The 25000-nt window shown below is 63.5% G+C and carries 25 protein-coding genes; 10 read left to right on the forward strand and 15 right to left on the reverse strand.

The annotated features are described in order from the left end of the window. Positions 1 to 1221 precede the first annotated feature (1221 nt). From Q9Q79_RS12685 to Q9Q79_RS12745, 13 genes are all read right to left on the reverse strand, one after another. Positions 1222 to 2379, reverse strand: a complete 1158-nt coding sequence (locus tag Q9Q79_RS12685) for a type IV secretion system protein (RefSeq protein WP_012480636.1) — start codon at positions 2377 to 2379, stop codon at positions 1222 to 1224. Between the two features lie 74 nt (positions 2380 to 2453). Continuing rightward, entirely contained in the window at positions 2454 to 3254 is an 801-nt protein-coding gene (locus Q9Q79_RS12690; protein ID WP_123958716.1) for a hypothetical protein, read from the reverse strand. 51 nt (positions 3255 to 3305) lie between these two features. Beyond that, positions 3306 to 5753 carry a VirB4 family type IV secretion/conjugal transfer ATPase gene (locus tag Q9Q79_RS12695; RefSeq protein ID WP_012480638.1) on the reverse strand — a complete coding sequence of 816 codons (2448 nt, stop codon included), beginning with the start codon at positions 5751 to 5753 and terminating at the stop codon, positions 3306 to 3308. A gap of 84 nt (positions 5754 to 5837) precedes the next feature. Continuing rightward, a complete protein-coding gene (locus Q9Q79_RS12700) occupies positions 5838 to 6146 on the reverse strand; it encodes a VirB3 family type IV secretion system protein (RefSeq protein WP_012480639.1) in 309 nt (102 codons plus the stop codon). Then, a complete protein-coding gene (locus Q9Q79_RS12705) occupies positions 6139 to 6558 on the reverse strand; it encodes a TrbC/VirB2 family protein (protein ID WP_012480640.1) in 420 nt (139 codons plus the stop codon). Before Q9Q79_RS12705 ends, Q9Q79_RS12700 begins: the two co-directional genes overlap by 8 nt. 73 nt (positions 6559 to 6631) lie before the next feature. Next, complete coding sequence (locus Q9Q79_RS12710; protein WP_012480641.1) at positions 6632 to 7597, reverse strand: lytic transglycosylase domain-containing protein; 966 nt, start codon at positions 7595 to 7597, stop codon at positions 6632 to 6634. Between the two features lie 3 nt (positions 7598 to 7600). Then, positions 7601 to 8644 (reverse strand): P-type DNA transfer ATPase VirB11, encoded by a 1044-nt coding sequence (gene virB11, locus Q9Q79_RS12715; RefSeq protein ID WP_033833165.1) that lies wholly within the window; start codon positions 8642 to 8644, stop codon positions 7601 to 7603. Between the two features lie 14 nt (positions 8645 to 8658). Beyond that, positions 8659 to 9912 (reverse strand): TrbI/VirB10 family protein, encoded by a 1254-nt coding sequence (locus Q9Q79_RS12720; protein ID WP_012480643.1) that lies wholly within the window; start codon positions 9910 to 9912, stop codon positions 8659 to 8661. Beyond that, a complete protein-coding gene (locus tag Q9Q79_RS12725) occupies positions 9909 to 10688 on the reverse strand; it encodes a TrbG/VirB9 family P-type conjugative transfer protein (RefSeq protein WP_012480644.1) in 780 nt (259 codons plus the stop codon). The genes Q9Q79_RS12720 and Q9Q79_RS12725 overlap by 4 nt, the downstream gene beginning before the upstream one ends. Beyond that, positions 10685 to 11731 carry a type IV secretion system protein gene (locus Q9Q79_RS12730; RefSeq protein WP_043034645.1) on the reverse strand — a complete coding sequence of 349 codons (1047 nt, stop codon included), beginning with the start codon at positions 11729 to 11731 and terminating at the stop codon, positions 10685 to 10687. The genes Q9Q79_RS12725 and Q9Q79_RS12730 overlap by 4 nt, the downstream gene beginning before the upstream one ends. Positions 11732 to 11820: 89 nt before the next feature. Then, the gene (locus Q9Q79_RS12735) at positions 11821 to 12267 is read right to left on the reverse strand and encodes a hypothetical protein (protein WP_012480646.1); all 447 of its coding nucleotides are present in this window, start codon (positions 12265 to 12267) and stop codon (positions 11821 to 11823) included. 424 nt (positions 12268 to 12691) lie between these two features. After that, positions 12692 to 14371, reverse strand: a complete 1680-nt coding sequence (locus Q9Q79_RS12740) for a type IV secretory system conjugative DNA transfer family protein (RefSeq protein WP_005410127.1) — start codon at positions 14369 to 14371, stop codon at positions 12692 to 12694. Positions 14372 to 14407: 36 nt separating this feature from the next. After that, positions 14408 to 14665: a hypothetical protein gene (locus tag Q9Q79_RS12745; RefSeq protein WP_005410128.1), complete on the reverse strand. Its 258-nt coding sequence runs from the start codon at positions 14663 to 14665 to the stop codon at positions 14408 to 14410. 130 nt (positions 14666 to 14795) lie between these two features. Here Q9Q79_RS12745 and Q9Q79_RS12750 point away from each other — a divergent pair, with 130 nt between their 5' ends. Both Q9Q79_RS12750 and Q9Q79_RS12755 read left to right on the forward strand, forming a co-directional pair. Then, on the forward strand, positions 14796 to 15215 hold the full coding sequence (locus tag Q9Q79_RS12750) for an HD domain-containing protein (RefSeq protein WP_005410129.1): 420 nt from the start codon (positions 14796 to 14798) through the stop codon (positions 15213 to 15215). Between the two features lie 125 nt (positions 15216 to 15340). After that, the gene (locus Q9Q79_RS12755; protein WP_005410130.1) at positions 15341 to 16552 is read left to right on the forward strand and encodes an MFS transporter; all 1212 of its coding nucleotides are present in this window, start codon (positions 15341 to 15343) and stop codon (positions 16550 to 16552) included. Positions 16553 to 16568: 16 nt separating this feature from the next. On the opposite strand, the gene Q9Q79_RS12760 is transcribed toward Q9Q79_RS12755, so the two are convergent. Further along, complete coding sequence (locus Q9Q79_RS12760; RefSeq protein ID WP_005410131.1) at positions 16569 to 17048, reverse strand: MerR family transcriptional regulator; 480 nt, start codon at positions 17046 to 17048, stop codon at positions 16569 to 16571. Positions 17049 to 17137: 89 nt separating this feature from the next. On the opposite strand from Q9Q79_RS12760, the gene Q9Q79_RS12765 reads away from it, so the two are divergent. From Q9Q79_RS12765 to Q9Q79_RS12795, 7 genes are all read left to right on the forward strand, one after another. Beyond that, the gene (locus Q9Q79_RS12765) at positions 17138 to 18376 is read left to right on the forward strand and encodes an NADH:flavin oxidoreductase/NADH oxidase family protein (protein WP_049396610.1); all 1239 of its coding nucleotides are present in this window, start codon (positions 17138 to 17140) and stop codon (positions 18374 to 18376) included. Between the two features lie 94 nt (positions 18377 to 18470). After that, entirely contained in the window at positions 18471 to 18947 is a 477-nt protein-coding gene (locus Q9Q79_RS12770) for a hypothetical protein (RefSeq protein ID WP_060380631.1), read from the forward strand. 133 nt (positions 18948 to 19080) lie between these two features. Continuing rightward, positions 19081 to 19725 carry a hypothetical protein gene (locus Q9Q79_RS12775; protein WP_111197164.1) on the forward strand — a complete coding sequence of 215 codons (645 nt, stop codon included), beginning with the start codon at positions 19081 to 19083 and terminating at the stop codon, positions 19723 to 19725. A gap of 86 nt (positions 19726 to 19811) precedes the next feature. After that, complete coding sequence (locus tag Q9Q79_RS12780) at positions 19812 to 20081, forward strand: hypothetical protein (protein ID WP_005410135.1); 270 nt, start codon at positions 19812 to 19814, stop codon at positions 20079 to 20081. A 124-nt stretch (positions 20082 to 20205) separates the two neighbouring features. Further along, the gene (locus tag Q9Q79_RS12785) at positions 20206 to 20451 is read left to right on the forward strand and encodes a hypothetical protein (RefSeq protein ID WP_044570470.1); all 246 of its coding nucleotides are present in this window, start codon (positions 20206 to 20208) and stop codon (positions 20449 to 20451) included. A 97-nt stretch (positions 20452 to 20548) separates the two neighbouring features. Next, the gene (locus tag Q9Q79_RS12790) at positions 20549 to 20797 is read left to right on the forward strand and encodes a hypothetical protein (protein WP_005410137.1); all 249 of its coding nucleotides are present in this window, start codon (positions 20549 to 20551) and stop codon (positions 20795 to 20797) included. A gap of 182 nt (positions 20798 to 20979) precedes the next feature. Further along, the gene (locus tag Q9Q79_RS12795) at positions 20980 to 22683 is read left to right on the forward strand and encodes a PAS domain-containing sensor histidine kinase (RefSeq protein ID WP_049396605.1); all 1704 of its coding nucleotides are present in this window, start codon (positions 20980 to 20982) and stop codon (positions 22681 to 22683) included. A gap of 8 nt (positions 22684 to 22691) precedes the next feature. On the opposite strand, the gene Q9Q79_RS12800 is transcribed toward Q9Q79_RS12795, so the two are convergent. Then, positions 22692 to 24215: an FAD-dependent monooxygenase gene (locus tag Q9Q79_RS12800; RefSeq protein ID WP_201862281.1), complete on the reverse strand. Its 1524-nt coding sequence runs from the start codon at positions 24213 to 24215 to the stop codon at positions 22692 to 22694. A gap of 82 nt (positions 24216 to 24297) precedes the next feature. Here Q9Q79_RS12800 and Q9Q79_RS12805 point away from each other — a divergent pair, with 82 nt between their 5' ends. Further along, entirely contained in the window at positions 24298 to 24942 is a 645-nt protein-coding gene (locus Q9Q79_RS12805; RefSeq protein WP_049396603.1) for a TetR/AcrR family transcriptional regulator, read from the forward strand. Positions 24943 to 25000 lie beyond the last annotated feature (58 nt).

Below are 25000 nucleotides of genomic sequence, written 5' to 3' on the forward strand. Positions count from 1 at the left end.
TGCCCACTGTCGATGCTGGAGCCAAGAGAACAAACGGAGCTGCGCCCAAACACATGAAGCTTTCCGCCGCCATCGCGAGTTGCGCTGACTACCAGTCCGACAATCCGATCAACGGGTCAGAATGACTCATAGACCGGCTTCGTACAGTCCTCGTATGCAACCTGACACGCCTTTCCATCGGTGTCGACGCACGACTGCTGGGCAAACTTCCGCGCTTCGGCGGAGTCCTTGGCGCTGGCAAAACCGGCGCGGGAAGCACCGCCCTGGCTATTGGGAACCTACCATGCAACGCACTGGTTTCTATACGTGTAGATGACTCGGCAATCGGAAGCACCGCGCCTACCGTAGTCTGCCAGAGCAAACTGCTCCGCGTTCTCCTTGCTCGGCCGGTCCGTCGCAACACCGGCATCTGCGGTCGCGTCGGACGACGCAATTGCCCCCCACGTCTTATGCCACTGACCCGCGGGCCCGGGTTCGCGGGCAGTTACCCCTGCCCCAGGAATCGGGGCGCACCCACCAACCCCTTGATCGCCGATGGGGTACTGGCCGGACGGGCATCGGCCCTCGGCACTGGCGTTGCTGGCAACAAGTAATGCAGCGAACAGCAGAGCAGAAATCACGAAAGCTGAATCACCACGCAGAGATTTGAAGTCGGCCATTGCCTTGAATCTCCGTGTGATGTCACAACCGATCAGTCTTGCTGGAAGAACGGCTTGGTACAGTCAGAATGGAAAACGGAGCAAGCCTGACTTCCCAAATCCTTGCAGTCCTTGATTGCCCGCTCCTGCGCCTGTTCTTTCGTCGCCCCGGTGTTGAATCTCATGCCATTGTCCGGTCGTGCAGCCCGGACAACCGCATAGCACTGGTTGTAGTAGGTAAAAACGACTGTGCAGTCGGTAGCTCCGCCCTGCCGGCATCGCTCGACCGCTTGGCGCTCTGCCGAAGCCTTGGCCTGATGCCCAGTGGCCGAACCTGCATCTCCTCCAGGCGAGCTGGCGACAGCACCCCATGTCTTGACCCAATACCCGGGATTCTCCTGCGGGGCGCTCTGAGCCGCGCCGGGTATGGGTGCGCAGCCACCAACGCCTTGGTCGCCAATCGGGTACTGACCCGGAGGGCAGCGCCCTTCAGCGAACGCCGAACTGACGTGCACAGAGCCCAGTAGGATCAGGGACAAGCACAGATGCTTTAGAGAGGCGCTTACGTTCATCAACTGAATCTCTAGTTTCCATGACTCGGATTTGCCGCACCACGCTGACCGGGAACCGCTGAACCCGGGCCTCCGGTTCCATCAAACATCTTCCCCATCGCCGACTGCTGACCATGGGAGTTTGAGCCAGAAGACGACTCCGGAGCCGCCGGCGGCGGAGCCGACATGCCCGGCGGACGACCATCGGCACTCGGCGAGGCACTTGCACCACCGCCTATCTGCGAATATGCCATGAAGGTGCCCAGGGTACCCTGGAAGAACATCGCTGCCATTGGGGGTGTAGTCAGGATCAACGCGGTGAGGATCAGGCCCATGCCTCCCTGCTGCATTGCCTGGCTGGTCATGCCGTCGGACATGCTTTCCTTGAGGATGAATTCCTGCACCAGCGCTGTGGTCCAGAAAGTGGCCGCCACACGTACCACCATGTCCAGTGCGATGGAAACCATCGCTGCAAGTACGGCCATGGAGAACATCGTGCCAATGCCGTAGAACAGCCAACGTTGGAACAACTGCTTGGTCTGGTCGAACAACAGGCAGAGGATGAACAGGGGGCCAAAGCCGATGAACAGCGCCATGGCGATTTCATACAGCATCAGCATCGCACCAGCGGTGATGGCTGGACCTGCGGTGCCCATGCCGATGAAGAACAGTGCCCGCTTCTTGTCCTCCAGCAGCTCCCCGTCATTCATGATCTGGATGGCGTCGATACTGGAAAGCGCCACCTGCATCCATGCCAGGCTCTTGTCGATCTGAGCTTCGGGTGACTCGTTCGAGCCTGTCACGACCTTCGTGATTTCTGCCTTGACGTCGTGGGTGAGGAAGCTCTGAAGGTTGGTGCCGAAAGCGCCCATCGTGGTGGCCGCGCTGACGATCAACGCCGCACGCGCCATATTGGTCACCAGCACCATCATTGAGTCCCGGCTGCGGCCGGTCACGATGCGGAAGCCCTGCACCAGCACCCACAGGGTCATGAGCGTGAGGGCGATGCCGCCGACCCACTGCATCATTTCCCCCATCATGTCGATGCCGAACTTGTTTATCTTGCTTCGCAGGAAGTCGAAGATGAACTTGAAGAACACGAAATCCCCGATCGATTGGACACGTGCAACGTGCCCCATCAAATCCTGGAATCCGCCATTGAAATCAAAATTGGCAATCGACCTGATCATTTCCGCAATCCCTTGATGTATCCCTACCGGACAACCTCGTGGAGCGGGTGCCTATGCACCTGCCCCAAGCGGCGTCAGTCGACGTGCAAAGCGCGTTCCAATGCGGCCGTCTTGACCAGCTGCGAGATGACGCCCGGCTTGCCCTTCAATGCCACGCGCGCCAGCACGCGCTGATTGGCCATCATTGACTCCTGATAGGCGTCGTAGGACCGCATGCGCGCCTCCCACTCCTGCTGCAGCTTGGAAATATCGTTTGCCGTACGCAGGGAGTCACTGTTCACGGCCGAAAGAGTTCCCGCAAGATTGCCATCGGCGCCGCCTCGCCAGCCCATGATCTCAGACAACGACGCGTTGATGCTGGGAATGGTCTTCTCGATGAAATCCACCGTCTCGTTGCGCTTCCGGTTTTCCATCATCTGGATGTTGACGCACAGCTGCTGCTGCTGCGCGTAGAGATCACCGGAGGTATCCAGCACAAACTTCTTCAGCAGGCTGCCAGCGCTGAAGCCCGCCGACGTACGGCAGAGGTCGGCGACCATATAGTCGTCTGGAACCCGCTCCAATGTGGCGCCTGGCGGCAAGCCGAAGTTGTTGATCATGCCCTGGATCTGGACAAGCGCATTTTGGTACTCCTGGAACGTCCTTCTCCACCGAGTTACCTGAGCCGCGTACTCCAGCCCGTCAGCCTTCATTTGCGCCTTCCCTTGGGCAAAGTCCTTCAGTGCCTGCATGAGATTACTGAGGTCGAAGACAGGGTAACCACCGGCCGAAACCGACGTGGTGGAGAACATGACCATGCTCCCCAGCAGGATGGCTGCCAGGCGCTTCTGACGCAGACCGCGGTGGCGCTTGTGATTTCGGGATGTCATGCTCATGTTCTTCTCCAGGGGAATGGATTTCATTCGGCGCTGTCTGATCCAGGGCTTTCAAGCCGCATCGGTTTCGGCAGAGGCCTTGGCTTTACCAGAGCCCTTTCGGTTCTTGTAGAAGTCCTCCAGCCACTGTTCCGGCGTGAGTTCGTCCACGGTGATCCGATTGCGGACTGCAGCCGTCTGCAGCACCCGATGCATGATGTCGATGTTGTCGGTCGAGGCCGAGATCACCGACAGGATGTCGTCCATGCCACGCAGGTTGAGCTGGCAGACACTGGAAGCATGGCCCTGCTTGACCAGGAAGCAGCGCGAGCGCTCGTCCAGTGCCGTGACCACCTTGAACTCCGCCTCGGTCAACTTCAGGCCATCCATGTAGTCGCTCTTGCTGGCGTTCGGGTTCGGCAGCAGGATGAGCGTGGCGGTCTGCTCGATCAGGGCAGCGGAGATATCACTCTTCAGCGCGTCTTCCGGGCTCTGCGTGGCGAAGATGCCCAGGCCGTTCTGCTTACGGATGGTCTTCTGCTTGTTCTTCGCGAACTCCTTCAGGCCACCCTCGCCGTCCAGGATCTTCCAGAATTCGTCCATCACATAGATCAGCGGTCGACCGTCGATCAGCGATTCCAGGCGGTGCAGCAGGTAATTGATGACCGGCACGCGCACTTCGGGATTGTCGATGATGTCGGTGTAGTCGAAGCCGATGATGTTGGCCTTGCTCAGATCCACCGTATCGATCGGATTGTCGAAGACCCAACCCAGCGAATTGCCCGAAGTCCAACGGCGCATGCGCGCATAGAGGCCGTCGTCGCCCATGTTGGGCAGGCTCTTCTGGAAGTTGGTCATGCTGCGCAGATGCATCGGCGTATCGAGCATGCTCTCCACCGCACGGTAGATGTCCTCTTCCTCGCGGGCGCTGTACTCGCGCTTGCCGGCCAGCACCTTGATCAGGTCGGCCAGGAACTGCACGTTCGCTTCGTTGTTCTCGCACTGGAACGGGTTGAAGCCAGTCGGCGCACCGTTCTCCAGGGCCAGATAATTGCCACCGCAGGCACGCACGAAGATCTCCGCACCACGGTCCTTGTCGAAGAAGAAGATGGTCGGTGACGGCTCATACTTCTGAACCTGGCTGAGCAGGAAGTTGATCAGCGCGGTCTTGCCGGTACCGGACTTGCCGATCACCATGGTGTTGGCGATCGCCTTCTCACCCAGCGAATTCTCGGATGGATGGGTGGCATGGAAATTGAAGTAGTACGGCTGGCCGTTGGTGGTCTGCAGCGTGGTCACGCAGTCGCCCCACGGGTTGTTGTGCTGCTTGCCCGTGGCGAAGTTGTGCAGCGGCGACAGGCCGAGGAAATTCAGTGAGCTGACGTTGGCCAGCCGCGTGCGGAAGCGCCAGTTGGCCGGCAGCTGCGAATAGAACGACGAGGTGACTGCCAGATCCTCCTTGGTCGACACGAAACCGGCGTTGGACAGCTCGGCACGGGTCGAGGCCACGTTCTGCGACAGCTTCGCCTGGCTGTCGCCATAAACCGCGATGATGAAGTGGTATTCGCCCAGCACGAAGTTGCCTGACGACAGATGATCCATCGCCTGGTCGAGTTCGACGATCTGACTGACCGCCTTGTCGCCCGACGAGATCATCATGCCCTTGGTCCGGTCCAGCACCTTCAATGCGTCCTGGCGCCCCATCGGGCTGAACGAATGGGTGATGACGTACTCGTAGTCCAGATACTTCAGACCATTGAGGATGCCCGGATAGGTCCCCTCGGCATATTCCTTGATATTCAGGATCGCGCCGAAATGGTTAACGCCATTGGGCGTATTGATCACGAAATCGCCGGTCTTGGCCGAGAACATATGACGGCTGACCGGAAGATAGTCTTTCACAGGCGCCGACAGCACCGGTACCGGCTCATCGATGCGGTTGATCAGGTAGCCGAACAGCTCAAGCGTTTCGGAAAACACCACGCCGTTCCTGGCTTCGTACATACCGAGCCGGTAAGGCGCGTAGTCGCGGATCACAGCCTCGACGTTGCCGGCGAGCTCCATCAGCTTCTCGACGGCCTGCTCCTGCTCGGCGCGCAGCTTGTCCACGTTCGCGGACTTCTCCACGAAGCGCTTTCCCGCCACCACCGGGCGATAGATCATCGTCAGGTACAGCTCGTTCTGCATGATGCGCTGGGAGGACAGCATGCCCATGTACTGGTCGGACACATCCTGGTTGAAGCGCTGCTTGTAGTAGCTCTTTCCCTTCAGGGTGCGACGGCGCCGGATGTCATGCACCCAGAAGGCAACGTTGACGAAATCCGGTGCGCGCAGCGTCTGCAGCAACCGGTTGAAGGTGTTGTGCCGATGCTCAAGCTCCCATTCTTCGCGCCCCACGAACGGCAGCCCTTCCAGGTGCCACGTCAACAGGTAGTCGCCGCCCGTGGTCTTCACCACATTCGGAGCCACGTGCGACGACAAGGGGATGAATTCGCTGATGGAGGTATCTGGGTTGAACATACGACTGCTTCCAAAAGGTACTGCCGACAAAGATGCGGAGTTGGCCAGGCGGGCGCTCAACGCCCGCCTGGCCGGATCCAGCCCTCAATCCCTGGGGGCTGGCTTGTTGCGGTAGTGATTCGGGTTGAACACCCACATGCCATCATGCTCCTGCACGTTGCGCACCTTGAGCTTGAACATCAGGCGCAGGCCCAGCAGGCGGAAGATCATCTCGTCACGCTTGGCCATCTGCCGCATGATGAAAATGGCCACCGGGATGGTCAGCAGAAACCAGAAGTTCGTGTACATGCTCAGCAGCAACAACCCACCCGCCACCATGAAAAATGGCAGGTAGGGAACGCCCAGGAACATCGCTGGGCGCGTGCATCCCCGGAACAGGACGTTCTTATGCACTGTAGTACTGGACGGCGTGCTTGATCATTTCAAACGCCATGCCAGCGCCGTCGCCACCACCGACCTTTTCGCAGCTGCCAGCCTCCTTGCCGAGCAGCATGCGCGCGATCTGGCCTGCCGCGCCGATCAGCACACCGCCGATGAGGATCGGGGCCACGTCACCGATGCGCTTGTGGGCAAACGCAATCTGGTAACCGGCGAAGATCACGGCGATCGTGACCACGGCGATCGAGGCCATGTTCAGCAGACCGTTGATGTTGGAGAAGAAGCCGCAGACCTTGCCATCGGTACCACCGAAGTCAGTGCCGGCCAGGGCCTGCGGAGCGAACACAGCACCGGCGAATGCGACGGCCATCAGCATGGTCTTCAGCGTGCGCTGGGCCTGGACGAGGTCGAGATTGAATCGCTTCATGGATTGATTTCCTTGTTGATGGACTAACACAACTGAATCGACCAGCCGGGGGACCGGTCGCACCACGACTTCGTCAGAACACGAAGGCCGCATCCCCTGCGGGAATCTGCTGCACCGGCGCACGGGGCGCCGGTGCGTTGTAGAAATTCTGGGTGTCCGCTGCCGGCGCGTTACGCTCATTCCACGGGCGCAGCATCACCGGCGCGTTCGCGCCGGCAGCCATCCCGGGAAGCTGTTGCGGCATGGCTGCCCCGCCCTGCGCCGCACCAGGCTGCTGATACGGCTGCGGAGCCTGCTGCGGCATGTCGTTTCCACGCTGTGCCTGTGGCTGCATCATTCGATCGACCGAGCCCAGCACCACGCGCGATACCGCCTGGTCGGCGATATTCAGCAGGCTGCCGCGGGCCATCGCACCGGTGGATGGGTAAACGGTGTAGGCCCGGGCCGGGTCATTGGACGGCACGTACACCGGCGCACTGGCCTGGGCGACGATGCGTGCCTGGGCCGGCGAGGCCGTCTGCGGATGATGTTCGACCCTGACCACCCGACGCTCGCCGCGGCTGACCACGTCAATCGGCGCGACGCCGTTGCTTGCGACCTGCTGACCGCGGCGGATCGAGTCGTAGATCTTCTGCACGTACCCGTGACGGAAGCCGGTCTCGAAGTTGCCCGAGTAGTAGCAGCTGAACGACTTGCCCCAGTCACCACCGGAGCGCTTGTAGCAGTCGGCGAGGATGCGCGAACCAGCCTGCAGGTTCGGGCACTGCTGGAAGGCCTTCTCGTAGGAATCCAGCCCGTACTTGCCCAGGTTGTAGCGGTTGACCTGAGCCAGGCCAATGGAGAAGTTGTAGCCCTTCTCCTCCAGCATGCGAACGGTGGCCAGCGCCTCGTCGAGGGCCTTGGGCTGGCGCACCAGGGCGCCGCCGACCACGCCGATGGCATAGGGGTTGCGCGACGATTCCACGTTGATGACGTGCTGCATCACGTCCATCGAGACGGCCATTTCCGGGCACGCCATCATTTCCAGTCCTGGCAGCATTGGTCAGCCCTCCTGCCCCTGGGCACGCCCAGGATTGAAGTCGATGCCGGTGATGTAGCGCGAGCCGGCATGCGCCTTGATATGCACGACGATGTCGATGGTCATCATCAACAGTCGCTTGATCACGTTGAACTCCAGGCCCGAACCCTCGGCCGAGGCCTTCACCATCAGCGCCAGCTGATCCCAGGTCTGCTCCGGGCTGCCGGCATGGCAACTGGTGATCGAGCCCGGGTGGCCCGATGCGCAGTTGCGGATGAAGTAGAACGCCTCGTCACCGCGCAGCTCGGCCAGGATGATGCGTTCTGGCTTCATGCGCAGGCAGGCTTCCATGCAACTCTTTGCGCTGACATTGCTGGTGCTCTGCCCGCCCTTGGAGTACAGCAGGTGCACCACATTGGGTTGGGTCAGAAACAGCTCGCGTGCGTCCTCGATCGTGACCAGGCGCTCGTTGTCCGGGATATGATTGACCAGCGCTTTCATGAAGGTGGTCTTGCCGCTACCGGTCGCACCGGAGACCACGATGTTCTTGCGGTACATCACCGCACGACGGAAGAACTCTGCGTACTCGCGCTGCTGGCGCAGTTCCAGCAGCTCGCGGTCCTGCTCGCTCAGACTGCCATCCTGTTCCAGGATCTGGTTGAAGAAACCATCCTCGTGGTACTGGGTGAGCGACTTGGTGTGCTTGGACGGCAGGCGGATCGTGATCGAAACCTTGCCGGCATCACAGGCAGGTGGAATCACGAACTGCGCACGCTGGCCGGTGGGGAACGTGAGCGACACCACCGGATCGGCATCGGTGATGCGCTGGCCGGTGTTGCTCTCGTTCACCACTGCCGTGCAGAACTGCCGGGCCCGCTCGAAGGTCAGGCCCGGCACCTCCACCCGCTGCCACCCGGCCCGGGTTTCCAGGTACAGCTCACCGGGACGGTTGATGCAGATTTCCGTCACTTCCGGGGATGTCATGTACTCGGCGATGCCCAGCACTTCGTACTGATAGCGCAGGAAATCGCTGGAAACGAGGGCGAGGGGTGACACTTCGGCGTCCATGGTTGTTCTTCGGGTTACCGGCGCGGGTTGAGCACGTTGGTGAAGTCAACGTCCTTTGCGACGTAGACGTTCACGATGGTGCCCTGGTTGATGGTGACAGTCGGCGGGCGATTCGAACTGGTGAGGGCTTCGTTGGCGAGACGCTCCATCGTGCGCGCAGTGGCGCTTTCATAGGGCGAACGAACGGCGAAACCATTGCTGGAAACCGTCGTCGACTCTGGACCATGCTCGGCTGCGGCGTACTTGAAGGCGTCGGCGATCAGGCTGATCATCAACGCCGACGCAATGCGACTACCCCAGTGCGCGCTGTACTGGCCAGGATGACCAGCACCACCCAGCTGATCCACGCCCGGGCTGGACATGGCCACGTCGATGCCATTGGGCGTGGTGATGCGATCCCAGATCACTTCCACGCGCTTGCCCTTGGGACCGCCACCGTACGCACCATAGATCTTGGACCCCTTGGGCAGCAGCAGGCTGCGGCCGTTGATCGAGTAGACCGGCTCGGTCAACAGGCACGACGTATAACCTGCAAGATCGGTGATGATGCGGGTCTCGAGTACACAACGCAGATAGGTGCCACGCACCAGCAGCGCGTCGGGGCTCCGGATGTAGGAAGCATTGGACACATCCTCCACATCAGGCCCGCGGCGCACCTTGGCCGGCGGAGCATTGCCGTTCTGCGCCTGCAGCGCAGCCAACGTGGCCTGCATGTAGGGATCGTCGTTGTCCCCTGCTGCGGCCTGGCCGCCAGCGTCGCCCGTGCCCACGCCTGCGCCACCACTACCGGCAATGCGGCGATCCAGCAGACTCGGGCCACGCTCGACCTCGCGTTCGGGTTCGGCACGAGGAATGAACGTCGGGCCCATCGTTTCCTGCGGCGGTGGCGGCAGCATCGGAATGGGCTCGGCGGCTTCCCGGGCGGCCTCGCGAATCGCGGAGGGTGCAATGATCGGCAGGTCGGGGGTGCTCGAACGTGCAACCTGCGGCGGCGCCTTGGCTTCTTCAGCGTCTTCCTTGCCCTTGCGCAGCAGCAGGAAGCCCATGGCCAGCAACAACACCAGGATGCCGCCGAGGAACAACAGCGCCTTGCGGTTCAAGCGCTGCTCTTCCGCAGAGCGAAGCTGTGGGGCACTGGCATCCAGATCCGGCGCCGCCTCTGCCTGCGCGTGCCCGTAGTAGGGGTTCGCCGATGGCTCCTGAGCCGCAGGCCCCTGTCCGTACGGAGACGGATTCGGATCGTTTTCGGGAGTGTTCTGCTGGCTCATTTCTTCACGTTCCTTCGCAGGCCGACGACGAAGTCGCCGTGGCGGATGACCAGGTACGGGTACGTCCCGTGCACGATCAGCGTATTGCCCTCAACCGTGGTGTTGACCACGAAATCCTCGCCATACTCCTTCTCGCGACCGAATACGGCCGGGAAGATACCGGTCTTGTACTCGGGCGAGTTGGGCAGTTTCAGATAGGTGAAACGGCCATCATCGTAGGCGTTGACCGGGACCAGCCATCCCATCTTCTTGGCCTTGCTGGTCGAATAGGAGTAGTTGAAGTTGTATTGGCGATCCTTGGCCAGCTCGGTACTGAGCAGCGGCTGCGCCTCCTCCTCGACCGCCGACTGGGCAGGGCCGAACACAGTGTCATTCGGATAGACGAATGCGATCTTGTACTGCACGCCGGCGCGACGGGCCTGCTCAAGCTGGCGCCAGTCGGTGGCAACGACCTTCAGCTCGAAAATGTACGAATGGGTCTCGGTACGCACCATCATGTTGGTGTCGACGTCGACGTTCTTCGGCTTGAGATAGAACACGTTCTCGCGACGGGTGAGTTCCCAGCCGCTGCTGAAGCCGGTGCTGTAGTCGAGGATCTTCTCGTTCGGGCTCAGCTCGATCTGGGTGGTGAGGCCCAGGCCGGTGCGAACCGGGTAGATGCGGTCCTTCTCATACTCGTAGTGGTCAACTGCCTGTGCCATCGCCGCGCTGGAAAACACCAGCGACAGCAACGACAGCAGCGCCCACGCGCTTCCCCTGATTTTTCGACTACTCATCGGTTGCTTGCTCCATCAGCATTTCCGGTGGAATGGTTCGGTGCCGGCATCATTGCCGGCTGTCCCGGCGCGCCCTGCCCCGGCATCGGCTGCCCCTGGACCGGCTGCCCCTGCATGGGCGCACCCTGCATCGGCTGCATCTGCCCATTGGCCGGCACTGCGACAGGCTGACCGGTGGCGGGATCGATCATGGTGGCAGCGGCCGGATTGTTCGGAACGTACATGCCCTGCGCCTGCTGTGCGGCGAGCTGTGCCTGTTGCGCGGCATCCTGGGCCTGCTGCTGCATGGCACCGTCATCCGGCACGGGCACGCCGCGCGCATAGTCGTTGTCGACACGGTACTCCGTGACCTGGAACGCCAATGGGTTGAGCACGCGGTCCTGTTCGGAGAGCGCCAGATTCTGGTTGTACTGGAAGCGCATGGTGACCAGCTGGTTGTCCAGATAGGTCGATGCACCGCTGCGCTTGTCAAGCAGGCTGCGCTGGATGCGCACGGACGCGCCACGGAAGCTGCCGTTCGCCTGCACGCCCAGCGGGGTGATGCTGAGGATCTTGACCCTGATCGCCTTGCCCCGGCCGTACATCACGAACGGATTCTGCGGATTGTTGCTGGCATAGCGCTGCTTCATGCTTGCGGCCACGGCATCACTGGACATGACGAACACCAGCTCCCAGTCGCGCAACCCCATCACCGCGGAGTCGTACGACTCGCGCGCCAGCACGTACTGGGCGACATTGCTGCGGTTGACCGCTTCATTGGTGGTGATCGTCTCGCCCTGGAACGTGCCCCTCAGGCGCGCCACCGTAGCGGTACCCGTGTAGGCATCGGCCATCACCAGGAACGGCACCTTCTCCTTCAGCGGCAGCATGTAGTAGTAGCCGCCAGCCAGTGCCAGCGACATCAGCAATGAGCCGGTGGCGACCCACCAGGCACGGCGCTCACTGCGACGCGCCATGTCGGCCACGGTGATCTCGTAGCTGACCGCCTTGGCGACCGACTGCTCGACCTTGGGACTATTGCCGGGATCCTTCTTGCGGAACATGGATTCTTCCGTACTGCTGAAACATCAATGGGCGTGGCACCCCTGCGACAGGCGCGGGGAGCGGCACGTTCGATGATTTCGAGGTGGACTCAGGTGCCGCTGTTGGAATCAGCGCCCTGTGCCGACGCGGTCGGCGTCGAACCAGCGCTCTGCACAACGATCTGGTTGCCAACGATGGAGACGGAGATGCCCTGCGCTGCATAGGCCGCCGTCAGATCGATCACGGCCTGCTGAGCGTTGGTGGTGTCGATGTTGGAAACCGCGCCGTACAGGGTGAAGTCCGAGCTCAGGCGGTAATCCAGCGTGCGTCCGGAATCCTTGGCCCAGCGCTCGAGCATGGCTTTGAGCGTGCCATCCATCGGCGAGGCCTGGTAGACGTAGCTGGAGTACAGCGGGATCTCGGTGGTTGCCGCAGCAAAGCGGTTCACCGGCTTCCAGCGGCCTCCGAAATCGGGAGCGGACTTGGTGGCGCAACCGGCCACCATCAACGCCGCCACTGCGGCGATGGACATTTTCGCGATAAACGCCTGATTCATACGGGCTTCACTTTGACGTACGAAAAAGCAGTCCCGAGCATTGGTCCCCTGGTCGTCCGGCGCTGCGTCGCGCACGCCGGAATCGGAGCGACGCACTGACTGGCAGCACACCCACTCCGGCTCCCCTGCAGCCAACGGCTGCCAACCAAGTCGCGGGGCCGCCAGACACTCCCGGCGACACACCCGCATACCTCACCAACGTCGAAACCATCCATGTTTCATGGCACAAACTCCTGGCCACCCTGCTCTACAACATCTGCCATCCATCACACATTTCTGAACGGCATGCACAGGGTCGCACAACCACGCGTCAATTCCATGTCAGACAAGTCTGAAAATCTATGAACAAATGCCGAATTCTTGACTCAACTCACGTTTTCACGTCAATGAATATGAATCTACGTCACAAATTTAACGACGTGAATTAGACGTTAAGCATTGGAACGTCGACTTTCGGCAGCAGCCGCGAGGTGAAGTAGCGATCCTTGTAGTAGCGGATCTTGTCGCACTTCACCGGATGCGGTATGCCCTCGTACAGGAACACTTCCTTGTCCGGCCCCATCGCCTTCAGCTCCTGCGGCAGCATCAGTGCCCGCCGCTCCTCGGTGAAGCTGTGGGTCTTCTCGCGGGCGTGCGTGACGTTCTTCTTGCGGATGGTGGTGTAGCCCAGCATGTCCGAATAGTCGTTGGCGTCCTGCTGCTCGCGCGGCGCGTACAGGATCTGCAGCGCGTGGTTGGTGATGATCGTGCGCGAGACTTCCCGGCCGTAGGTGGCGTCGAGCTGGGACATGCTCTGGATGATCGGCAGCAGGCGGATGTTGTAACCGGCCATGTAGGACACCGCCGAGGCGATGATCTCGACCTTGCCGATCGAGGTGAATTCGTCCATCAGCAGCAGGCACTGGTACTTCAGGTCCGGGTTGGACTTGGGCAGTTCCTTGGTGTTGAGGTTGATCAGCTGGCTGAAGAACAGGTTGATGATCAGCCGGCTCTCGGCCAGCTTGTTCGGCTGGATGCCGATGTAGATGGTCATCTTCTTCTTGCGCACGTCGGTCAGCAGGAAGTCGTTGCTGCTGGTGGCCTTGTCCAGCACCGGGTTGATCCAGGGATTGAGCGGTTCCTTGAAGGTGCCCAGGATCGAGGCGAAGGTCTCGTCGGCCTGGGACAGCATGTTGGCGAACGCCGATCGCGCGTTGCCACTGAGGAATGAACGCTCCGACAAGGCCTTGAGGTACTTCTTCAGATCGGTGCCATCGCCGGATGACAACCGGTAGACAGAACCCAGCGTCGGCGTGCCCGAGCCGCCCGGGAAGCCGCTGCTGCGCTCGTCGTCCCAGTTTTCGAACAGATACAGGGTGAAGGCCATGAACGCGTTGCGCGCCTGGCTGACCCAGAACTTCTGGTCCTCGGCGCCGTCCGGATACAGCATCGCGGCGATGCTCATCAGGTCCGACACCCGGAATGCCGGATCATCGGAGACATAGCTGAGCGGGTTCCAGCGGTGCGTGCGCCGATCCTCGGCGAAGGGATTGAACAGGTAGATCTCCTGGCCCTGGCTGGCGCGCCAGCCGCTGGTCAGGTCGAAGTTCTCCTGCTTGATGTCCAGCACCACCAGCGATTCGCCGTATTCCAGCAGGTTCGGGATGACCACGCCCACGCCCTTGCCTGAACGGGTGGGTGCCGCAAGAATCACGAACTGCTGGCCATCCAGCCGCACCAGTTTGCCGCCATGGCTGCCGACCACGATGCTCTGGCCGGTCTTCTTGAACATGCCATGCCTGGACAGGTCGGCGCCGGTGGCGAAACGCGCGTCGCCATGCAGCGAGCGCTTGTCCTTCTTCAGCAGCAGCACCAGACCGGTCACCAGCAGGACCAGCAGCGGCAAGCCGAAGCCCACGTAGCCGGCCCACTTGATCTTGCCCACGAACGGCGCAACCTGCGGTTGGCCGATGGCGTGGTAGTACTGGTAGTACGTGTTCCAGGTGAACAGCTTGGTGTCCAACCCCAGGAACAACAGGGTCAGGTAGCCGGAAAACACGAAACCAAGCAGCAGGGTCGCCAGCGTGACGATGGCGATGAGCAGATACTTCTTACTGGGCAACACCCGAATCCTCCATGATGCGCACGAGGGCGCGACGGCCTAGCGGCGGCGCCAGCGCGACGCCTTCTTCCGCAGGTTGTTTTCGTTCTCCAGCCCGGGCTCTTCGCCCTCTTCACGCACCCGCTGCAACAGCAGTTGGCGCGCTTCGGCCAGTGATACCAGGTCGGTCAGACGATCCCCATCGTCGGCGACGACCGCATGGCCGACCACATCGCCCGGAGCGTACACCGGCTCGTAGGACACTGCTACCAGCTGATAGCGGCCACGGGTTTCCAGCACATGCCTGAATTCCTGCATCGCATTCCTCCTTGTCGGGGCAACACTGCGTCCCCTGCCCCGCCATGATGCCCATCGCAGTGTCATCGGCGTATGCACAAGCGCTACGGTTTCTGCGCGAAACTGTCTGCGGATATCCAAGGAGACTGCAATGGACTGGGTAGCACTTGCACGCACGCTGGCCACCGAGGCCCACGCGGGCCAGACGGACAAGGCCGGCCAGCCTTACATCTGCCATGTGGCGCGGGTGGCGGCCGCGGTGCGCGGCGACGATGACGCCGAAGTGGTGGCCTGGCTGCATGACGTAGCCGAAGACTGCCCGGCGTTTGCCGCACGGATCGAGGTCTTTCCCGCCCCGCTGCGCGAGGCGGTCCACCTGCTCAACCGCGACGCGGCCCCCGACGCGGACAGCTACTACGCGCGCATTGCCGCCCACCCGCTGGCACTGAAGGTGAAGCAGGCCGATCTGGATGACAACGCCGATCCGCAGCGCTTGGCGATGCTCGACGCGGCGACGGCCGGGCGCCTGCGCGGCAAGTATGCGCACGCCCGGGCAGCGCTGGGCATCTGATCGCGCCGCGCGATGGCGGGTGGGCGAACGTGTCACCGATCAAACGCTGATTTACCCTGAGTGCTGCTGCCCTTGTTGCGGTGCAGCAGTACAATGACCGGCTCCCCGCCCCCATCGCGCCCCGCATGAGCCCCAACTCTTCCCTGGCTGCGCGGCTGACGCCCCGTCAGCGCACCCTGATCATCCTTGCCTTGTCGCTGGGCGGCTTCGCCATCGGCACCAGTGAATTCGCCAGCATGGGCCTGATGCTGGAGATCAGCCGCGGCCTGTCGATTTCCGAAACCCAGGTCGGCCACCTGATCAGCGCCTACGCCATCGGCGTGGTCGTCGGCGCCCCGATCCTCGCCTTCGTCGGCGCCAGCTTCCCTCGCCGCAAGCTGCTGCTGGCACTGATGGGCTTCTATGCCGTCGGCAACCTGGCCAGCGCACTGGCGCCGAACTACGGCACGATGCTCATTGCGCGTTTCGTCGCCGGCCTGCCGCATGGCGCCTACTTCGGCGTGGCGATGCTGGTTGCCGCCGCGATCAGCCCGGCCGGCCAGCGCGGCCAGGCGATGTCGCGCGTGTTGCTGGGCCTGTCGATCGCGATCCTGGTCGGCAATCCGCTGACCACCTGGCTGGGCCAGCAGCTGAGCTGGCGCACCGCCTTTGCCCTGGTCAGCGTGCTGGCCATCGCCACCGTGGCGATGATCGCGCGCTTCCTGCTGCCGGACCCGGACGAGGTCCGTACCTCGCCGATGCGCGAACTGCGCGCCTTCAACACCACCCAGGTGTGGCTGGCGCTGGCGATCGGCGCCGTTGGCTTCGCTGGTATGTTCTGCGTGTTCACCTACCTGGCACCGACCCTGGTGCAGGTCACCGGCGTGGCCGAATCGTGGATGCCGCTGGCGGTGGGCGTGTTCGGCATCGGCGCGATCATCGGCAACATCGCCGGTGGCTGGCTGGTGGACAAGTTCCACTTCAAGGCCGCCGCGGTGGTGCTGCTGTGGTCGATCGTGATGCTGCTGCTGTATCCGCTGGCCGCGCAGTCGGTGTGGACGATCGGTCCGATGATCATCACCGTCGGCACCATGGGCGCGCTGGCGGCGGTGCTGCAGACGCGCCTGATGGACGTGGCCGGCGAAGCACAGACCCTGGCCGCCGCCTCCAACCATGCCGCCTTCAATACCGCCAATGCGCTGGGGCCGTGGCTGGGCGGCATGGCGATCAGTGCCGGCTTCAGCCCGGCCAGCACCGGCTATGTCGGTGCCGCCACCGCCATCGGCGGCCTGCTGCTGTGGTGCGTGGCGGTGATGCTGGACAGGAAGCGCAAGACAGCCGGCGTGGGCAGCCACTGACCTTCGCGCCGGATTGTCAGCTGCTGCCCGCGCGGCGGCGGCGATCCGGCCGCAGCAACGCCGTATCGCCGGCCGCAAGTGTCGGGCGCGCCAGCTCACCGCGCTTGACGCGCTCCAGCACCCGCCGCGAGTTGGCCGCGCAGTCGATGCCCTCCGGCCGCGCCTGGATGTCCTCGATCAGGGCCAGCAGGTGCGCCCGGCTCTCTGCCAGCCGCAACTGCAGCGCCTCGATGTCGGCCACCTTCTGCTGCAGCATTGAGATCAATGCGTCGTGCTGCCACTGGCCCATGTCCGGTGGCAGCAAGGCGCGTATCTCCTCCAGGCTGAAGCCGGCGCGCTGCGCACCGGTAATCAGCTCCAGCAGCAGCACCGCCTGCTCCGGGTAGTCGCGGTAGCCGTTGGCCTGCCGCTGGACGACCAGCAACCCTGCCTCCTCATAGAAGCGGATGCGTGACGCCGCCAGGCCCGTGCGGCGGGCCAGCTCACCGATCTTCATCTGCCTGAATCCTCGACATCGGAACCCATTGACCTTCAATAAAACTTGAAGGTTAGCGTAGCGCCATTCCCCTGTCCTGGAGCTGTCCCATGTCGCTGTTCTCGCCCCTGGCGCTGCCTTCCGGCGCCCTCATCCGCAACCGCATCGCCAAGGCGGCGATGGAGGAGAACATGGCCGACGCCGACCACGCCCCCTCCGAAGCGCTGCTGCAGTTGTACCAGCGCTGGGCCGACGGCGGCGCCGGACTGATCATCACCGGCAACGTGATGGTTGATGGCCGCGCCATGACCGGCCCCGGCGGCGTGGTGCTGGAGGACGATCGCCACCTGGAGCGTTTCATCGCCTGGGCCGACGCCGCGCGCTCGCGCGGGGTGCAGATGTGGATGCAGATCAACCACCCCGGGCGGCAGATGCCGGCCGCGCTCGGCCAGCCGGCATTGGCGCCTTCGGCGGTCCCCTTGGACATGGGCGCACTGTCCAAACAGTTCGCGCCGCCGCGGGCGATGACCGAGGCGGATATTGAAGACGTGATCGCCCGCTTCATCCGCAGTGCCGAGCTGGCCGAGCGCGCCGGTTTCAGCGGAGTGGAGATCCATGCCGCGCACGGCTACCTGCTCAGCCAGTTCCTGTCGCCGCTGTCGAACCGCCGCGATGACCGCTGGGGTGGCAGCCTGCAGAACCGTGCGCGCCTGCTGCTGGAGATCGTGCAGGGTGTGCGCGCGGCGGTGGCGCCCGCCTTCGCAGTGGCGGTGAAGCTCAACTCCGCCGATTTCCAGCGCGGCGGCTTCTCGCCCGAGGACGCGCGCGAAGTGGTCGAGATGCTGGCGCCCCTCGGCGTGGATCTGGTCGAACTGTCCGGCGGCAGCTATGAAGCACCGGCCATGACCGGCGCCGCACGCGACGAACGCAGCGTGGCCCGCGAAGCGTACTTCCTCGAATTCGCGCGCGAGATCGCCAAGGTGGCAACGATGCCGCTGATGGTCACCGGCGGCATCCGCCGCCGCGAAGTGGCAGAGCAGGTGCTGGCCAGCGGCGTGGCCATGGTCGGCATCGCCACCGCGCTGGCGATCGAGCCGGATCTGCCGCAGCACTGGCAGCAGGGCCGCGATCCGGTGCCGACACTGCGCGACATCAACTGGCGCAGCAAGCCGCTGGCGGCCAGTGCGCACATGGCCGCAGTGAAGTATCAGCTGGGCCGGCTGAGCCGGCGCCGCCCCACCGCACCCACCGTTTCACCAGTATGGGCCCTGCTGCTGGCACAGGCGGCCGCAAAGTGTCGGACCCGCCGCTACCGGCGCTGGATCGGCGCCCGCGCCATCGCACACTGAGCCGCGCGGTCTTCTCATCGCCGCAGCGATGCTCCACCATCTGCAGGATCGGCGGCAGTTCCGCCGCCGGTCGCAGCATGGAGATGGAGCCCACGTGGCAGCAGGATCGACCAGGAACCGCGAGAAGCTGCTCGATGACCTGCTCTCGCTGGGCCGTAACTGGGCGCTGGCGATCGCCATCGCAGGTGCCGGGGCAGCAGTTCACTACAGCGAGTCGGTGTACGAAGCAGGACTCTGGCGAGGCCTGCTGCCTACCATCTGCTTCCTCGTCGCGATCATCTGGATCGTGCTCAGCATCATCCGCTTCGACCTGACCCTCCAGCAGCACTTCGAGCGCAAGCGCACGCGCTGGCTCAGCCGCCTGCTCTATGTCGTGCTGCTGGGTACCGGCATCACCGCCGTGTTCTTCGTGACCGAACTGGCGTCCAACAACCACATCGCAAGGATGTGCGACGCCGTGGCCAACGAACCGGCCAGCCGGATCCACCGGTCCACCGAGTGCCAGCGCCTGTACCAGCATCGGGCGGCGTACCGGCAGCGGTTGGAATCGGCCGAGGGCGAGTTCGACTGAGCAGATGCATGGGCGAAGGCGCACGAGGACTCACACAGGGGTCCAGCAAGGGTGGATTCGAAATAGTTGTATGGACTTCATTGCAACGCGACGCCACGCTTTCTTGCCAGAATGCCGTGATCGAACGCAGTCCATGAAGTCACCCACCGCCCGCTCCCGTCTCCCCGCCCGGCCGCGGAAAATCGGCAGCGAAGTACGCATCTTCAGGCGCTATCACCAGTACGCCATCGTTGCCGCCGGAGCCGGACCACTGGCAATACTCCTGTTTGCCGTCGCACCCGAACTTGGGCCGCTTCCGGCACTGGGCGCCGCAGCGATTTTCACGCTGTCGCCGCTGATTCTCGGCTTCGTTGTCTATTCCCCACAACGGGACCGGGTGGTACTGGAACAGGATCGTCTGGTATTCCAGCACCGTCCTCCTCTCCCGTTCAAGCAGATCCGGTCCTACAACCTGGACGATCATGTCGATCTGATCCTGATCGATGGACCGAGCGTGCTGCTGCAGCGCACGCGGGCATCGATGCATGATTTCCCAACCTTCCGGGACGCACTGGCAGAGGCGCTCGCAGATCGGCCCGCCAACGCTGCCGCGGCTCCGCAACGTCGCCACTTCTTCGGTGCCTGGCCCGCACGCGTTTGGGGTGCGGGCCTGTTGCTGGCGACGGCGGCACTGGTGATCACGGGCGTACTGCATGGCTGGCCGTTGTACAGAGCACCGATCCTTGGGATCGTGCCCGTGGTGGGCATTGGGCTATTGCTGTCGCGCCGCCGTCACTGATCACGCCGTCGGCGAAGTACACATGGCGTGGATGTGTATTCGGGCACAGTACGCGCGCCGCTCACGCTTGCAACCATCCAGCCACCATGCTCCACGCGCCTGCCCCCGCACATCACGATGCCATCGCCCTGCAGGCGGGCGTGCTCGGCAGCGTGTTGGGCGTGGCTCTGTACAAGGCCATCGCGTTGTCGGCGCTGGCGACCGGATCCTTGATCGTGATCGGGCTGTGGCTGCTGGCCTGCGCGCTGCTGGCTGCCTGGGCACTGGCCGCCTGCCTGGCCTGCCTTGCGCTGAGCCGGCGCGTATTCGTGCTGATGCTGGCGCTGAGCATGATCCTGATGATCTGCGTCGCCTGACAGCAGCAGGCGCCGGACCATCGCGCATCTGTTACAGAATAACAAGTGCAATTGGACGGATTGCTCGTGCCCGGGGTCACGTATTTGAATTCCATGGCCAGCCCGGCACCACCCGAGACCCCCCATGACCCTGCAGCCCCTGCTTCGCGCCTCCCTCACCGCCATTGCCCTGGCCACGCTCAGCGCCTGTGCCACGTATGACGACAGCAACATGCACCAGGCCTGCCAGGAGTCGCCGCATCTGAAGGACCTGCCACCCGAAGTGGCTGCCCGCGAGAGCCGCTGCAACAAGAGCATGGAAGTGTGGTCGAGCGAGCGCAAGGGCAGTGACAGGCCGATCGACCTGAGCGGCAAGAAGAAGGATCTCTGAGCCGCCGGGCATCTTGATCGTTCCAATGCATGCGGATGACCAGCCCGTCACGATCGGGGGGGCAGGATAAGGCCTCCCCATCACGACGACTTTCCCGATGCCGGCCACTGGTCACCCTGTCATCCATGCCTTTGAAGCTGTGTTCGACCTGTCTGGCGGGGTGGAGCGCATTACGGCGCTCACTGTCATCTGCCGGCATTGCTCTGAAACCCGCTCGGCCAGCGAAGACAATCTGGTCCAGCTGCCGGGCGGCGCCTTGTTCCGCTGCGACGGATGCGGCAGTCATCAGGCGGTGAGCCATGCGCGGGTTGCCGATTGGCAGGTGAATTCGCTTCTGGGTGTCTGAGGCTGCAATACGACGGTGCCACGACGCAGGCTGTTGGCGCAGGGATGATGGTGCAGTCAGAGGGCGCCCCGTGAGTCACCTCGTGCGCCGCGCAGGGCCGATGACAGCCAGGGCAAAGGAGCTGTGCAGGGCGCAATGACATCACCTCGGCTAAGCTGCGGCACCTTTCTTCGCGCACGGCCATGCATCCCTTCCCCCTTCCTGTCTCGGCACCCGATCAACTCGCCTACCGACTGCTGCAGGACAGCGACTGGGCCCGTTCCACCGACGCGATCAACGCTCCTCCCGAACTTCGCGCTCTGCTGGCGATGATCCTGGATTCTCCGGAGCCTCTGTGGATCGCATGGGGCCACGACAACAAGGCGTTCTTCTTCAACGATGCCTACCTGCCGATGCTGGGCGGCAAGCTGCACGGCGCCATGGGCAGCCGATTGGAAGACGTCTGGGCGGACGTCTGGGCCGACGTCGTCGATGCTGTCAACGACGCCTTCGGCGGTACAAGCCGCAGTTTCAAGAACATGCCGTTGATGATGGACCGTGATGGCACGTTGCGCGAGACATTCTGGACGTTCTCCTACTCGCCGCTGCGTGCCGGTTGCGGAGGCGTGGCCGGCATCATCTGCATGGTCAGCGAGCAGACCGAGCGGGTGATCGAACGCGACCGGCACACCCGCCAGGTAGCGGCCATCACCGAGCAGGCACGCGAGGCCCATCTTGAACTGGTACGCGCCCGCGAACAGCTGCGGCAGTCGCAGAAGCTGGAGGCCATCGGCCAGCTGACCGGCGGCGTTGCCCACGACTTCAACAATCTGCTGCAGGTCATCACCGGTTCCGTGGACATGCTGCTGCATACCTGGCCGGCCGAAGATGCGCGCCTGCGCTATGTACAGGCGATCGAAACCGCCGCTGACCGCGCCACTCGCCTGACCGCCCAGCTTCTGGCGTTCTCGCGCAGGCAGAGCCTGTCGCCGCAGGTATTCGACCTTTGCGAGAGCGTACGCGCGCTTTCAGACATCATCACCACAGTGCTGGGTGCACGCATCTCCGTGTCGGTGAACCTGCCCGACGCCCCGTTGCCGGTGCTGCTGGACCGGACCCAGCTCGACACCGCACTGATCAACATCGCGGTGAACGCGCGCGACGCCATTGACGGCCACGGCAAGGTGACGATCGATGTGGAACAGCTGACATCGGTGCCTTCCGTACGGTTCGCGGCGCCGATGAAAGGCAACTTCGCTGCGATCAGCGTCAGCGACACCGGTGCCGGTATCGATCCGTCCGTGGTGGACCGGATCTTCGAGCCATTCTTCACCACCAAGGGAGTGGGCGCGGGCACCGGGCTTGGCCTCAGCCAGGTTTTCGGCTTCGTCAAGCAGTCCGAGGGCGAAGTGGACGTACAGAGCCAGGCCGGTGTCGGTACGCGCTTCACGCTGTATCTGCCGCTGGCGCAGGCAAACGCCTCCATCGAGCTGCCGACCGCGCAACCGGGATTGCTGCATGGTCACGGATTGTGCGTGCTGGTGGTGGAAGACAATGTGGATGTGGCCGAATTTGCAGTCGGTGCGCTGCGCGAGCTTGAGTACAACGTCGTACTCGCGCGCAATGCCGACGAAGCACTGGCGGAGCTCGAGCGCGACGCTGCGCGTTTCCACGTGGTGTTCAGCGACGTGGTCATGCCCGGGACCAATGGGCTGGATCTGGCCCGCACCATCCGCAGCCGCCTGCCCGATCTTCCGATCATCCTCACCAGTGGCTACAGCGAACTGCTGGCCCGCGATCCAGGCCACGGTTTCACGCTGCTGCGCAAGCCCTACTCACTGAAGCAGCTGGCCTTGGTGATGACCGAGGCCAGCTGTCGCTCGCAGACGATGGTGACTGCGCATTAGCGGGCAGATCACCGGGTCGGACCGGTCCAGGAAGCAAGCGCTGAATCGAGGCCGGACATATCCCCCCGTGTGCCACAGGCCCAGGCAACGATGCCATCCGGGCGCACCAGCACCGCCCCCAGGCCCGACGCCACATCCCCGGTATCTGCGGCGCAGGCGATGGAAGGCTGCCAGCGTTGGCCATGCTGCGGCGGCGAAGACGCCGGGTCGAAAACAAGCAGCGCCCCCTGCCCCGCTCTCAGCAGTTCGCCCAGGCGGCGGCCATCGACCAACCGGAAGTCCGGCGCGCTCCTGCCGACCAGCGGGTGGTCCCCGTCAAGATCCAGCTGCTGCGAAACACCCCAGATCCGCTCGGCCAGATACGTGGCCCCATCGCGGGTGCCGGCCAGGTCGGCCATGATCGCTGCCAGTGCGCGCGAACCGGCCCCGGGTCGCATCAGCGCAACCTGCGCGCGCGACCAGTCCAGCACCTTGGCGCCCACCGGATGGCGCTCAGCCTGATAGCTGTCCAGCAGCGCCTCATCGGCCTTGCCCCGCGCCACGGCGGCCAGCTTCCAACCGAGGTTCATCGCATCGCCGATGCCGAGGTTCAGTCCCTGGCCGCCCAACGGCGAATGCATGTGCGCGGCATCACCTGCCAACATCACACGTCCGCTGCGATAGGCCGTCGCCTGGCGCGCAGCATCGGTCCATGTCGTGGCCAGGTGCAATGCAGTGATCGTTGCCTCGCAGCCAGACACCCGCCGCAGCAACGCTTGCGCGGTGTGCCGGTCCAGTGGCGTGCGATGGCCGGCGCCACCATCGAAATCGGCCAGCGCCAGCATGCCTGGCGGGTTGAAATTGCACATCCCGTGATCGGTGAACTGTCGGCCTGGTGTGAGTACACACCCATCTGCCAGTTCGACCAGCAGCGTGTACCCGGTGAACTCTGGCCCGGTTCCAGCAAAGAGGAAGCCCGATTGCTTGCGTACCGTGCTGCGGGCCCCATCACAACCGACCAGCCAGCGGCCGTGGACCCTGCCGGAGCCGGTGTGCACGGCAACCTGCGCCTCGTGCGCATCCACCGCCTGTACCGCACGCCCGCGTTCGATGCGCACGCCCAGCGCAGCCGCACGTTCGGCAAACACCGCTTCCAGGGCCTGCAACTCCACCGCCATCTGGGTGCCCGCCGGTGTCGGCAGGCGCCAGCTCCAGCGCGCCTGGTCCACATCGTCCAGTGCAAATGGAATACCCGCGAAGTGCCCACCCAGCGCACGCGGCTGCGCCAGCCAATGAGCGGTGCCGGGCGGCGGTGCGCCCTTGTCGGGCTTGAGGACCTGTGTCGCGGCGACCGCGTCCAACAGGCCGCGCCGATCCAGTGCCTCCAGCGTGGGGGCGTTGAGGCCGCGCAGCCCGGATGGCAGGCGCTTCAACGGCGAATCAGCGGACCCGGCCTGTTCCAGAACCAGCACCGAACACCCGGCCTGGGCCAGTTCGCAGGACAGGAACAAGCCAACCGGGCCAGCACCGGCAATGACAACGTCGTACAGCATGGAGATTCCTTGTGAGCGCCGGGTCGGCGCTCTGGCGGCCCAAATGTTACACTCGGTGTACGTTTTAACAAGTGAACCGCCCATGACCTCGCCCCCTGGTCGTCGCGAACAACGCAAGGCCGAGACCCGACAAGCGATTTCGGACGTCGCCACCGAGCTGATCATCCGGCGCGGCTTCGAGGCCGTCTCCATGTCCGAGATCGCCGAAGCCGCGGGCGTCTCACGCAAGACGGTCTTCAACTACTTCGCCAGCAAGGAAGACCTGGTGTTCGATCGCGATGAGGAGGCGCGCATGCTGCTGCGCGAGGGCATGATGGCGCGCAGCGCCATGACCCCGCTCGCGGCCTTCCAGTCACTCGTGCGTGAGTTGCTGGAGGCCGGCCATCCGCTGCTGCGCATCAATACCGGCGCTGCCGCCTTCTGGGGCACCGTGGCCGAGAGCCCGGTACTGGTCGCGCACGCGCGACGCCTGCAGGCGCAGTTAACTGACGATCTGGCGCGATTGATGGCCGACGCTGTCGGCCGGCCAGCACATGACGCCGAAGCGCGATTGGGCGCGGCCATGCTGCTGGCGTCGATGGTGGCGGCCTATGAGAAAGGACTGGCAAGCCAGCTTCAGCACGAGGACCCGCGCGAGGCCATGCTGCAGCTGATCGTGCGCGGTGCCACCGGGGTGCTGGTGGCCCTGGCGGGTACCCCGTATACGGATCCCGGCGCGCGTCCATAGCGCATTCGGGGGATGGGCTTCGAAGTGTTGCAAATGCTAATCTTTCTCATTTGCAGAC

Source organism: Stenotrophomonas sp. a6, assembly GCF_030913325.1.
Taxonomy (GTDB): domain Bacteria; phylum Pseudomonadota; class Gammaproteobacteria; order Xanthomonadales; family Xanthomonadaceae; genus Stenotrophomonas; species Stenotrophomonas maltophilia.